The 12652-nt window shown below is 58.1% G+C and carries 12 protein-coding genes; 6 read left to right on the forward strand and 6 right to left on the reverse strand.

Annotation, left to right across the window (positions count from 1 at the left end):
- Positions 1-46: 46 nt before the first annotated feature.
- Positions 47-1441 carry a class II fumarate hydratase gene (locus BMZ32_RS11695; protein WP_090242187.1) on the forward strand — a complete coding sequence of 465 codons (1395 nt, stop codon included), beginning with the start codon at positions 47-49 and terminating at the stop codon, positions 1439-1441.
- Positions 1434-2054 (forward strand): NAD(P)H-dependent oxidoreductase, encoded by a 621-nt coding sequence (locus BMZ32_RS11700; RefSeq protein ID WP_090242188.1) that lies wholly within the window; start codon positions 1434-1436, stop codon positions 2052-2054. The genes BMZ32_RS11695 and BMZ32_RS11700 overlap by 8 nt, the downstream gene beginning before the upstream one ends.
- 16 nt (positions 2055-2070) lie before the next feature.
- Here the strand turns inward: BMZ32_RS11700 and BMZ32_RS11705 are convergent, their stop codons facing one another.
- On the reverse strand, positions 2071-3033 hold the full coding sequence (locus BMZ32_RS11705) for a DMT family transporter (protein ID WP_090242189.1): 963 nt from the start codon (positions 3031-3033) through the stop codon (positions 2071-2073).
- Positions 3034-3320: 287 nt separating this feature from the next.
- Between BMZ32_RS11705 and BMZ32_RS11710 the strand changes: the two genes are divergently transcribed.
- The gene (locus BMZ32_RS11710; RefSeq protein ID WP_090242191.1) at positions 3321-3530 is read left to right on the forward strand and encodes a DUF6316 family protein; all 210 of its coding nucleotides are present in this window, start codon (positions 3321-3323) and stop codon (positions 3528-3530) included.
- Between the two features lie 149 nt (positions 3531-3679).
- Here the strand turns inward: BMZ32_RS11710 and BMZ32_RS11715 are convergent, their stop codons facing one another.
- The 3 genes from BMZ32_RS11715 to BMZ32_RS11725 form a co-directional block, all read right to left on the reverse strand.
- The gene (locus tag BMZ32_RS11715) at positions 3680-4864 is read right to left on the reverse strand and encodes a thiolase family protein (RefSeq protein ID WP_090242193.1); all 1185 of its coding nucleotides are present in this window, start codon (positions 4862-4864) and stop codon (positions 3680-3682) included.
- Positions 4865-4962: 98 nt separating this feature from the next.
- The gene (pap, locus tag BMZ32_RS11720) at positions 4963-6450 is read right to left on the reverse strand and encodes a polyphosphate:AMP phosphotransferase (RefSeq protein WP_090242195.1); all 1488 of its coding nucleotides are present in this window, start codon (positions 6448-6450) and stop codon (positions 4963-4965) included.
- Between the two features lie 77 nt (positions 6451-6527).
- Positions 6528-6836: a hypothetical protein gene (locus BMZ32_RS11725; protein WP_090242197.1), complete on the reverse strand. Its 309-nt coding sequence runs from the start codon at positions 6834-6836 to the stop codon at positions 6528-6530.
- Positions 6837-7373: 537 nt separating this feature from the next.
- Here BMZ32_RS11725 and BMZ32_RS11730 point away from each other — a divergent pair.
- Both BMZ32_RS11730 and BMZ32_RS11735 read left to right on the forward strand, forming a co-directional pair.
- Positions 7374-8318 (forward strand): triacylglycerol lipase, encoded by a 945-nt coding sequence (locus BMZ32_RS11730; protein ID WP_090242199.1) that lies wholly within the window; start codon positions 7374-7376, stop codon positions 8316-8318.
- An 81-nt stretch (positions 8319-8399) separates the two neighbouring features.
- Positions 8400-9425: a lipase secretion chaperone gene (locus tag BMZ32_RS11735; protein ID WP_090242202.1), complete on the forward strand. Its 1026-nt coding sequence runs from the start codon at positions 8400-8402 to the stop codon at positions 9423-9425.
- Positions 9426-9483: 58 nt separating this feature from the next.
- On the opposite strand, the gene BMZ32_RS11740 is transcribed toward BMZ32_RS11735, so the two are convergent.
- Together BMZ32_RS11740 and BMZ32_RS11745 are read right to left on the reverse strand one after the other, a co-directional pair.
- Positions 9484-9918, reverse strand: a complete 435-nt coding sequence (locus tag BMZ32_RS11740; protein WP_090242204.1) for a DoxX family protein — start codon at positions 9916-9918, stop codon at positions 9484-9486.
- A gap of 122 nt (positions 9919-10040) precedes the next feature.
- Positions 10041-11426 (reverse strand): MltF family protein, encoded by a 1386-nt coding sequence (locus tag BMZ32_RS11745; protein WP_090242206.1) that lies wholly within the window; start codon positions 11424-11426, stop codon positions 10041-10043.
- A 237-nt stretch (positions 11427-11663) separates the two neighbouring features.
- On the opposite strand from BMZ32_RS11745, the gene BMZ32_RS11750 reads away from it, so the two are divergent.
- Positions 11664-12482, forward strand: a complete 819-nt coding sequence (locus BMZ32_RS11750; protein WP_090242208.1) for a TatD family hydrolase — start codon at positions 11664-11666, stop codon at positions 12480-12482.
- The last annotated feature ends 170 nt before the right edge of the window (positions 12483-12652 follow it).

The raw sequence follows: 12652 nt of genomic DNA on the forward strand, positions 1-12652 counted from the left end.
GCCCGGCAACCCTCAATACTGCATGCGCATGATAAGGAGAGCCGCAATGAGCCGCACTGAAACCGACAGCCTGGGCCCGATTGAAGTACCGGATGAGGCTTACTGGGGCGCACAGACACAGCGATCATTGATCAACTTTGCAATCAGCCAAGAGCGCATGCCGTTGCCGGTGGTGCATGCCCTGGCGCTGATCAAAAAGGCTGCCGCTCGCGTCAACCAACGCATTGGCGAGTTACCTGCCGACCTGGCCAGGCTGATCGAGCAAGCCGCCGATGAGGTGCTGGCCGGTCAACACGATGCACAATTCCCTCTGGTGGTCTGGCAGACCGGCAGCGGCACGCAGAGCAATATGAACGTCAATGAAGTCATCGCCGGGCGGGCCAATGAACTGGCCGGTAATGGCCGTGGCGGCAAGTCACCCGTGCACCCCAATGACCATGTCAATCGCGCGCAAAGCTCCAACGACAGCTTCCCTACTGCCATGCATATCGCCGCCGCACAGGCCGTACAGCAGCAACTGTTACCGGCTATCCGTGAGTTGCGTGAAAGCCTGCAGGAACAGGCCGAGCGCCATACCCATCTGCTCAAGACCGGACGCACGCACATGATGGACGCCACGCCGATGACCTTCGGCCAGGAACTGTCGGCCTTCGTCGCCCAACTGGGTTACGCCGAAAGGGCCATCCAGGTCGCCCTGCCCGCCGTCTGCGAACTGGCCCAAGGCGGCACCGCAGTGGGCACCGGGCTGAATTCGCCACAAGGGTTTGCCGAAGCCATGGCGGCCGAACTCGGCCCTCTGAGCGGCCTGCCACTGGTCAGCGCACCCAATAAATTTGCCGCCCTGGCGGGCCACGAGCCGCTGGTCGCATTGTCGGGCGCGTTAAAAACCCTCGCAGTGGTCCTTATGAAGCTGGCCAATGACCTGCGCTTATTAGGCTCTGGGCCGCGCGCAGGTATTGCCGAAGTTCGCCTGCCAGCCAATGAACCTGGCAGCTCAATCATGCCGGGTAAGGTCAACCCAACCCAATGTGAGGCACTGTCGATGCTGGCCTGCCAGGTACTGGGGAACGACACCACGATTGCCTTTGCCGCGAGCCAAGGGCATCTGCAGCTCAATGTGTTTAAGCCAGTAATTATTCACAACTTGCTGCAATCAGTGCGATTGTTGGCTGACGGTTGCCATAACTTCCAGCAACACTGCATCGCTGGGCTGCAACCAGACGCTAAACGCATGGCCGAACACCTGGAACGCGGCCTGATGCTAGTGACTGCGCTGAACCCACATATTGGTTACGACAAAGCCGCGACCATCGCAAAACAGGCCTATCACGATGGCACCACCCTGCGTGAGGCCGCCTTGCAACTTGGCTACCTGAGTAACGAGCAATTCGACGCCTGGGTACGCCCGGAAAATATGCTGGAGGCAGGACAACATGAGTGACGCAGCAAAGAGCGGTGCAACGCCACTGGAAGGCGACGGCAAGCGCATCCTGATGATCCTCGGTACACCGAAAAGCAGCAGTTTCTGCCATGCACTGGGCGAAGCCTATGCTCAAGGCGCGCGCAGCAAAGGTCACGTGGTGCGTCAGTTGAAGCTGGGCGAAATGAATTACGACCCCGTACTGCGAGACGGCTATGAGCACAGCCAGCAACTGGAGCCCGACCTACTGGAAGCCCAGCGGCAAATTCACTGGGCCGAGCACTTAGTATTCGTCTACCCGGTCTGGTGGGGCGGTATTCCCGCACTGCTCAAAGGTTTCTTTGACCGCACATTCTTGCCCGGCTTTGCGTTCAAGTACCGCAACCGCTCGTCACTCTGGGACAAGCTACTCAGCGGGCGCACCGCTGACCTGCTGGTGACCATGGACACGCCGCCTTGGTACTTTCGCTGGATTTACGGTGCCCCCGCACATCGGCAGATGACGCGTACCATCCTCGGTTTCAGTGGCATCAAAACCCGTCGTTTAGCCGAGTTCGCGCCGGTGCGCCCCTCCTCCGAAGAGCAACGCCAGGGCTGGCTACGCCGTGCTGAAGCACTGGGCGCTCGCGCCTAACGTGCTAGCACAGCCGCTAAAGCTGTGCGACCACGCGCACCTTGTGTGCGCGCCAACCGGCTAGTAATGAAGGGCCAAGAGCCGTCAGTGCCGACCCCAGCACCACCAACAGCGCTCCGCCATAAGCCAACCAATTGATCTGCTCCGGCTGCACATACTCAGGCCACCAGCTGGCTGCAAGTGCCACAGAAGCAAAGGTAACCAGTGGCGTAAGCGCCAATGCCGCGCTGACCCGCGAAGCCTCCCAATGGGCCAGCGCCTCGGCAAACGCACCGTAAGCCACCAGGGTGTTCAGGCAACAGGCAAGCAATAACCAGCCTTGCAGCGGGCTCAACTCCAGCGCCTGCAATGGATGCGCCCAGGGCGTGAGCAACAAGGCGCAGGCCAGATAAATCACCATCATCACCTGTAACGAGTTCCACACCGTCAGCAATTGCTTCTGCGCCAGGCCGTAAAACGCCCAGACAAAGGCTGCCATTAAAACGGTCAGTACTCCGGTGGTGTACGCCGTCAGCGAACTCAGCAACTCATCCAGACGTTGGTTAAAGAACAACCCGAAACCAGCCAGCAACACCAGCAAACCCAGTGCTTGGCCAAAGCTGAAACGCTCGCGGAAGACAAACAAACTGCTGACCAGCAACAGAATCGGCGCCACCTGAATTACCAACTGGGTCGTACCGGGGCTAAGCAGATTAAGGCCAATCAGGTAAAGCACGTAGTTGGCGGTCAAACCGGCTATCGCCAACACCAGCAGCCAGGCGCCCTTTTTGCCCAGTGGGCGAAATGCCGGCAGGCGTTTGCTGGCGGCCAGATAGGCCAGCAGAATCGAACCGGATACCAGCAGGCGATACCAAGTCACCGTGACTGGGTCCAGTACCTGCAGCACTTGCTTGAGTTTGATCGGCAGCACGCCCCACAACAGAGCAGTTAGCAGCGCGAGAAACAGACCATAGAGCCAGCGACCAGAAGAAATATGCATGTTTATTCCGCAACCAACGCCTCAACCTTTGCCCGATGCAGGTTATAGCGCGAGGCGCATTCTAGGTCGCCAGCAGCAACCGGCACAGCCACAGCAAAGTATCCGCATGCACGGCAACTGTACTGATGGCCGAGTAGAATCAGGCCATTGCATTGACGTCAAAATCGTAAAAAAGCGCACAAATACGGCGAATAATCGGCAAAAGCAACCATCCATCGCCAACTCAGTTAGACAGCCAGGTCGGGGTTAGACTGCATTCAGTTGTTCATTTTGCGCGAGGTTCACCCATGTTCGGTCAACGTACTATCGATCACAGCCCTGGCACCCACTATCGCAGCGAACGCGTCAGTGCGGTCAACGGCCAATACTTCTTCTCCACCCGCGAAGGTTCACTGGAGGGCCCATACTTCACCCGAACCGATGCTGAACGTGAGATTGCTTTTTATATCCGGCGAATGATTCAAGCTAACGAAATAATTGAAAGTCGCGCGTTTTAAACCCCCGAATCTCAGCCAATAAAAACCGCGATTACTCGCGGTTTTTATTGGCTATACAGCGATGGGTCTTGCACAGAGTCTTTGGATGGGCAGCCGCTTCTCGCCCACAGCCCTTGCCTACAGACCGGTGGAAAGCTCGTAGAAGCGAATCAGCGCACCGCTTCGAACAACCCGGTTGCGCCCATGCCGCCGCCCACACACATGGTCACAATGCCGTAACGCAGATTGCGCCGCTGCAACTCACGCACCAGATGGCCGACTTGGCGCGAGCCGGTCATGCCAAACGGGTGGCCGATGGAGATCGAACCGCCATTAACGTTGTACTTGGCATTGTCGATCTCCAGCCGGTCGCGCGCGTACAGGCACTGCGAGGCGAACGCCTCATTGAGTTCCCACAGGTCAATATCGGCAATGCTCAGGCCCTTGACCTTGAGCAGCTTGGGCACTGAGAACACCGGGCCAATGCCCATTTCATCCGGTTCACAACCGGCAGCAACAAAACCGCGGAAGAACGCCAATGGTTTGAGGCCCAGTTCGAGGGCTTTTTCCAGGCTCATGACCAGGGTCATCGACGCGCCGTCGGACAGCTGTGACGCATTACCCGCGGTTACCGAACCGTCATCGGCAAATACCGGTTTGAGCGCGGCCAGGCTTTCCAGCGTGGTATCAGCACGGTTGCAGTCATCGTGGGCAACGATGCCATCGACGATGCTCTTGTCACCGGTGGCCTTATCCTCAACCTGGTACTTAACGTGCATTGGCACGATTTCATCGTCGAACAAGCCATCGGCCTGAGCCTTAGCGGTGCGCTGCTGACTTTGCAGAGCATAGGCATCCTGCGCTTCACGGCTGACGTTGTAACGACGGGCGACGATTTCCGCGGTCTGCCCCATCGGGTAATAGATGCCCGGCACCTCTTTTTGCAGACGCGGGTTGAACAGGTTCTGCGTGTTCATGCTCTTCATGGTCATGGTGATCGACTCGACGCCGCCAGCCACGATCACATCACTGCAGCCGGACGCCACCTGGTTGGCGGCGATGGCGATAGCCTGCAAACCCGATGAACAAAACCGGTTGAGGGTCATACCCGCCACGTTGGTACCCAGGCCCGACAGCACAGCAACGTTACGGCCGATGTTCATGCCTTGCGCGCCTTCATTGGAACCGGCGCCAACGATGCAGTCATCGACCAGCGCCGGATCAATGCCGGTACGCGCCAGCAGGGCATTAACGCAATGGGCCGCCATATCGTCTGGACGGGTCAGATTGAACTTGCCGCGAAAAGACTTAGCCAAACCGGTCCGTACGCTGTCAACGATCACCACTTCACGCATGCTGCACCTCATTGTCATCGGGTTAAGTTGCCCAAGAGAATAAGACCGAACAATCTCAAGCGGCGACGATCATTCACTCGCTGTATGCGCGTCCATCCTCAGTCTTTGCCGAATGCTGTCTCAAGCGCCTCATTAATGGTGCGCAATACCTTGATCCGGGCAAAGCGTTTGTCATTGGCTTCCACCAGCGTCCAGGGGGCAATTTCCGTGCTGGTACGGTCAACCATATCGCCTACTGCATCGCGGTACAGTGGCCATTTCTCTCGATTTCGCCAGTCATCTTCGGTGATCTTGAAGCGCTTGAAGGGAATCTGCTCGCGGGCCTTGAAGCGCTCTAACTGGGTTTGCTGATCAATCGATAACCAGAATTTCACCAGCACCACGCCGGCTTCGCTGAGCTGCTCTTCAAAGTCATTGATCTCGCCATAGGCCCGCAGCCAGTCACCAGGTGCACAGAAGCCTTCGACCCGCTCCACCAGCACACGGCCGTACCAAGAGCGGTCGAACACGGTGAACTTACCGCGCGCTGGAATATGCCGCCAGAAACGCCATAGATACGGCTGCGCACGTTCTTCTTCAGTCGGCGCAGCCACCGGCACGATACGGTACTGGCGTGGATCGAGCGCACCAATCACCCTGCGAATCGCCCCGCCCTTGCCCGCGGCATCGTTGCCTTCGAACACCGCGATCAGCGAATGCCGACGCATGCGTTTGTCACGCATCAGGCTGGAGAGCCGCGCCTGCTCACTGATCAGTTGCTCGGTGTAGGTGTCTTTGTCCAATGCCTGGTTCATGTCCAGACTATCAAGCAGCCCGTGCTCACCCAGGCTGGAGGTCAGCGGTGCAGCATGGGGATGGGGCAGCGGCCTGCTCTTTGCCTTCAGCGCGGCTTGCAGGCCATCGAGCAGGATGCGCCCGACAGTCAGACTGCGGTAATACTCATCCACCCCTTCAACCACATACCAGGGTGCGTAATCGCGGCTGGTTCGGCGCAATATGCGCTCACCAACACGCACAAACTTGTCGTAGGTTTTCGATTGCTGCCAGTCCAGTGGGCTAATCCGCCAGCTGTGCAACGGATCGTCCTGCAGCGCTTTAAGGCGCGCCTTCATATGCTGCTTGGACAGGTGAAACCAGAACTTGAAGATCAGCGTGCCCTCGTCACAGAGCATGCGCTCCATCCCAAGCGTGGTGTCGATGGCCTGGTCGAGTACCGCATTCTTGATACGCTTATGCACGCGCCCTTGCAGCATCTGGCTGTACCAGTTGCCAAAAAAGACGCCGATGCGCCCCTTGGGCGGCAGTTGTCGCCAGTAGCGCCAGGCGGACGGACGCGCCAGCTCCTCATCAGTTTGCTGGTCGAAGGTGTTGACCTGAATCAGCCGAGGGTCCATCCACTCGTTGAGCAGCTTGACCGTCTCACCCTTCCCCGCCCCTTCAATGCCATTAATAAGGATGAGCACGGCAAAGCGGCCCTGCTGCTGCAGCTCGTACTGGGCCTCCAGCAGTGCCTCACGCAGGGCTGGCGCCTCGGCGTCGTAGGTGTCTTTATCGATGCAGCGGCCAATCTCGGCAGATTCGAACATGCTTCACTCCCTGACAATATCGCTTAAGCCTAGTGGATAAGCAGTGGCTAGGGTGGGCCGAGCCACTGTCAACACGACTAACGCCGAGTAATCAGTCCTTGCTTAGCTATTCGCGTCAGCTGGCGCACAGTTTCTTCCAGCTGCGCCGCCGTCGGCGCCTGAATCACCGCCATATCAAAGTGGTTGCTGGCAAAGCGCGCCAAGGACTCGCCATCGTGGACAAAATTGATCAGAAAGGTGCGCGGCCCCGCCCAGCGCTTCGGCCAGCCGTCGAGATAACGCAGCAGCGTTGGCTGGTGACTGCCACCAAGAAGGATATTGGGGTTGCGCTGAATCAGCCCGGACGTGATGGGGGCCAAACGGATAAGCGGTTGGGGACAAAGCATCGGTGTGTCTCCGCCTCATTGGGTCCGCTGGGCAGCGGTGAGAGGCGACACCGAACCAGCGCTTTAGCGGTATTTCGAAGCCTCAGTAGAGGACTTCTGAGGGTTGTGCATTGAGCAAGCAACCCGGCGCCCCGCAAGTAGCTGTTTAAATCGGCGCATGGGTTGGCATCCTAGAGAAGCTCGCGCAAAGCTGTCAATACACAACCCCAACAGCCAGCGGTATCCATCGCTGCTCGGTAGGCGCAAAAAACAGCGCGTTTATCTGCAGTTAGCTGACGCATACGGTGCCGTGCGACACGCAATTGGGGCCTGACTTAACCCTTGTACCGTTACGCTGCGTAACAAGCACGCCAGCCGATAAACCGTAAAAATCCTTTAAATTCGACGAAAACAGCTGAAACAGAGCTCTTCAGCTGAATTTTTGGCTGCTGGCATGCTTTGTGCCATCAATTAGAGGCTGAAGCACGCGCCACGGGATGGGCGTTTTAGCGGCATGGAGTGCATAGAACTGTCCGATCAACCCTAGCGAGAGCACCAATGAACAACAATAAAACTCTGCTCGCCCTCTGCCTGGGGGCTGGTTTACTGGCCTCAGGCAACACCCACGCCTTCTGGTTCGGCTCCTCCGGTTACACCCAGACCAAGTACCCGGTGGTGCTGGCCCACGGTATGCTCGGCTTCGACAGCATTCTCGGTGTGGACTATTGGTATGGCATTCCTGGCGCGCTGCGCCGCGACGGCGCCAGCGTGTACGTCACAGAAGTCAGCCAACTCGATACCTCTGAGGCGCGAGGCGAACAACTGCTGGCCCAAGTAGAAGAAATTGTCGCTATCAGCGGCAAGTCCAAGGTCAACCTGATCGGCCATAGCCATGGCGGCCCAACCATTCGTTACGTTGCGGCCGTGAGCCCCAATCTAGTCGCATCCGCCACCAGTGTCGGCGCACCACACAAAGGCTCGGCCACGGCTGATTTTATCCGCCAGGTGCCGCCGGGCTCGGCTGGTGAACTCTTGCTGGCCGGCATCGTCAACGGCCTTGGTACCCTGATCAACTTCCTCTCGGGCAGCTCCAGCACCAGCCCGCAGAACGCACTGGGCACGCTGGAGTCGCTCAACAGTGAAGGCGCAGCCCGCTTTAATGCTAAGTTTCCGCAGGGCATTCCCACCACAGCCTGCGGCGAAGGCGCTTACAAGGTCGGCGGCGTGCGTTACTACTCGTGGAGTGGCACCAGCCCAGTAACCAACATCATCGATCCGAGCGACCTGTTGCTGGGCGCCACTTCGCTGACCTTCAACGGCGAAGCCAACGATGGCCTGGTCGGCCGCTGCAGCTCACATATGGGCAAGGTGATCCGTGACAACTACCGGATGAATCATCTCGACGAGGTCAACCAGACTCTCGGGTTGACCAGCCTGTTCGAGACCGACCCGATCACGGTCTATCGCCAACATGCCAATCGCCTGAAAAACGACGGCCTGTAAAGACTCGTCAGGGGCTGGATGCAGCCCCTGGCGTCATTGCGCCCAATCGCTCAACTGGATGACCCGTATTAAAGAGTCCCTGTGAAAAAACTCCTGCTGCTATCCCCTTTGCTATTCGCTGCATGCCTGGCTTTAGCGCTGTACCTGCAACCCGAAGGCATTACGCAGCAACTCGGGCTCGACAAGCCGCCCGCGCCCAAAGAAAGCGCTTACATACAACCAGGCAAACAAAGCCGAAGCCCCCCGAAAAACACAACGCAGCCATTGAAAAACCTGCCCGCCTCATTCAGCGGCACCACAGTGGATGGCACCTTTCGCCTTGATGCTGATGGCAACTTGCTGATCAGCGAAGACATCCGTCAAATCTTCGATTACTTCCTCGCAGCGGCGGGTGAAGAGCCGCTGCTTAGCAGTGTCGAACGGCTGCGTGCCTATATTGCAGCGCAACTGCCGGCCAATGCCCGGGAACAAGCGCTGAGCCTGCTCAACCAATACCTCGACTACAAGCGCGAACTGGTCTTACTCGAGCGCGACCTGCCACAGATGGCCAATCTCGAGGCCCTGCGCCATCGTGAAATGGCCGTTCAAGCGTTAAGGACGCGCATTTTCGACAGCCAAACCCAGCAGGCTTTTTTTTCCCGCGAAGCGGCCTACAACCAGTTCACCCTGCAGCGCCTGGCCATTCTGCAAAACAGTCAGTTGGACGATGCCGGCAAAGCCGCCGCCGTCGATCAACTGCGCAACAGCTTGCCCGCCGACATGCAGGACGCGGTTTTGCCGCAACTGCAAAACGAACTGCGTCAGCAAACTACACGACTGCAGGCCAGCGGAGCCAAGCCAGCACAGATCCGCCAACTGCGTCAGCAACTGGTCGGCGCCGAAGCCACACAACGTCTTGAGGTGCTTGATCAGCAACGGCAGACCTGGAAAAAGCGTATCGCCCAGTACCGCACCGACAAAGCGGCCATCGAAAACAATGCCGGACTGAGCGCGGGCGACAAGCGCAGCGCCATTGCCCAGCTGGCTGTAGAAAACTTCGATCAACGCGAACAATTGCGGCTGGACGCTGCCGAACAGTTGGCGACGCCAAACAAGCCACAACCCTAAAACGCTAAAAGCCCACCGAAGTGGGCTTTTAGCGGGCTGCTGCCGAGTCGTTTAACGATTAACCAGCGATGCGCTTATCCAGCGACAGCTTGCCAGCACCTTCAATAAGAATCGCCACGCTGATGGCCAGCAGCGCCAGAGCGAACTCATAACCGTTGTTGCTCATAAAGAAGCCATTGGCCAAGTGCACCGTGGCAATCGCCACCACCATAGTCACTGCCAACACGGCAGCCGCAGGGCGTGCCAATAGTCCGATGACCAAGGCTAGACCGCCGAAGAACTCGGCGCTGCCCGCCATCAGCGCCATCAGGTAGCCAGGGGCCAGACCGATGCTTTCCATCCACTGGCCCACGCCTCCCAGACCGTAACCGCCAAACCAGCCAAAAAGCTTCTGCGCACCGTGGGCGGCAAAAGTCAGGCCGGCAATAATGCGCAGCACGGTTAAGCCGTAGCCTGCTTGGGTCGCAACAACAGATGTGATCAGCGTATTCATCGACAGAGGTCCTTATAGGCGGGAGTTGATGAAGCAAATAATAAATCAATTATTCGATATTTAAAGCCGATAAATTCGCTATAAAGTATCTAATAAATCAATATATTAAACGCCTGCATGAACTATGGTTCTAGCAAATAGCGCTCACGGCTATAGGCCAGGTAGTACTTATTCACGCTATTCACATAGCTGACTACACCCATGCCCATCTGCTCCATGGCCACCCGTTCGACCTGGAAGAACCACTGGTTGGGGTTCAGGCCACGCCGGCGCGCTTCCGCACGCATGCTCTGCACCCGTTGCGGTCCCAGATTGTAGCCCGCCAGGATAAAGGCCATGCGCTCACGTTCATTGAGCTGCGGACTGTTGAAGTAGTTGCGGCGAATCATCGCTAGGTACTTGGCACTGGCCTGAACATTGTTATCCAGCACACCGATGTTGCTCACGCCCACAGTGCGCGCAGCCGCCGGAGTAATCTGCATCAGTCCAGTCGCGCCACCCGCTCCTCGCGCTGCCGGGTTAAGGGTGGACTCTTTGAAGGCCAAAGCTGCCAGGGCCAGCCAGTCAAAATCATGCTGACTGGCATAACGCTGCAACACCGGGCGGACTTTCTCTAGGCGCTGGCGCTCGGTGCGACCCAGCGGGTAATGCACCTTGTACAAGCGCCGGTAAACACGCTGAAAGGCTGCATCCTGATCCGCCGGGTCACGGTAGCCCTTGAGAAAGCGATCGATGCTCGTACCGAGCATCGGCGTATCGCGGCGCACGTACCAGCGCATGTCACCGTCATTAGACAGTTGCAGGTGACGATCCAGGCGCAGCTTGGGCATTACCTTGGCCCAGCGCTCGGCAATCGGCTGCTCGACCGCCGTGACGCTGAAGATGCCAGCCTGGACCATTTCCAGCACATCCTCGACGGCCAGCGTTGGGTCGACCCATTCGACGATGATAGGTGAGCGCTGGCTGTTAATCAGTCGTTGGTTGACCGCCCGTACTGCTTCCCCGGCGACGCTACCCGCAGGCAAGGCCAAGCTGCGCCCGGAGAGCTGTTCAAGGTTCTGGTAACGCCGGTTACCCTGTTTGGCAACAATGATCAGCGGCACATTGCTGCGGATGGCCGCGCTAGCACTGAGCTTGCTGCCGCGCGGTATATTCAGCAGCTCACCGGGAGCAACCAAGTCGCCTTCGCCGCGCTGCAAGGCGGCCAGCAGCTGATCCTTGGCGCGGGGGAGAATCTTGAGTTTGAGCGTGCGACCATCGCGCGAGTTACGGTTGAGGTACTGCTCGAAGGCGCGCATACGCTGGTATTCAACGCCAATGCTCTGACCCTTGACCTCGCCCGAACTGTTACGGCTCTGATTGACCAGTACGCGCAACTCACCGCTGCTGCGAATGCTCGCTAGGTCGCGGGCAGCCTTGGGTTGCTCGACCTCCAGCGGCCCAGCCACGCGTGCGACCGCGGTCCAAGACAGCAGCAAGAGGCAGCAGGTGAGCAGCACTCGTAACATCAAGGCTCCAGAGCAGAGGCGACCAACAGGTCAGTACAGCAGCTCATCTAAAAAGGACTGCGTACAGGACAACTGACGGCTCGCGCGGGGCGCGGAGATTCGCACAGCCCGCCTATGGATACCAGCCAGTTATCACACACAACATCATGTATAGACTTTAAGTAACTGTATTTATTGACTTTTAATCTATTGCAAATAGCTCTGCTATGCTGCCCGATCAATTAAGCAGGTAGCACCATGCAACTCATCGACATCGGCGTCAATCTGACTCACCCAAGCTTTGCCGGCCAACGCGAAGCACTCCTTGAGCGCGCCTATGCAGCGGGCATCCAGCAAATGCTGCTGACCGGCACCAGCCTCAGTGAAAGCCAGCACGCCCTGACGCTTTGCCAGCAGCTGGATGACAGCGCTGAGCATTTGTTCAGCACCGCCGGCATCCACCCCCACGATGCCAGCAGCTGGAACAACGACAGCTATGCCGAGCTCAAGGGTCTGTTGGCCGAACCGCGGGTGCGTGCGGTAGGGGAATGCGGGCTGGACTTTAACCGTGACTTCTCACCCCGGCCGCAACAGGAGAAGGTGCTGGAACAGCAGTTAGCCCTGGCAGTGGAACTGCAACTGCCGGTGTTTTTGCATGAGCGCGACGCCGACGAGCGTCTGCTGGCGATCCTGCGCCACTTTCGTGACCAGCTACCGGCCGCGGTGGTGCACTGCTTTACCGGAGAGAAACGGGCGCTGTTCAACTACTTGGACATGGACCTGCACATAGGTATCACCGGTTGGATTTGCGACGAGCGCCGTGGCAGCCACTTGCATCCGCTGGTCAAGGAAATACCGCGTGGTCGCCTGATGCTGGAGAGTGATGCGCCCTTTTTGCTGCCGCGCAGTCTGCGGCCAAAACCGAAAAGCGGCCGCAACGAGCCCGCCTACCTGTTCGAGGTGCTGCGTGAAGTGGCCCTGCACCGCGGTGAAACCGAACAGGACTTAGCCGCCCACAGCAACGCCAGCGCACAGGACTTCTTCAAACTGCCGATGTTCAAAGCCATTGCCGAGTAACCAGCCCATATTGCAGTTAATACACGCTTGTTGATGAGGATCAATAGAGCCTCCGTGCGGTTGGTCGACACTACTGGCACTTAGCCAAGTATCGACACTTCACACAGAGACACCTGCATGGGCCATTGGATCAGCGACCTTTCCCTGAAATACAAATTCTGGGCCGTAAA

The sequence above is a fragment of the Pseudomonas guineae genome, from assembly GCF_900113745.1.
Classification (GTDB): Bacteria; Pseudomonadota; Gammaproteobacteria; order Pseudomonadales; family Pseudomonadaceae; genus Aquipseudomonas; species Aquipseudomonas guineae.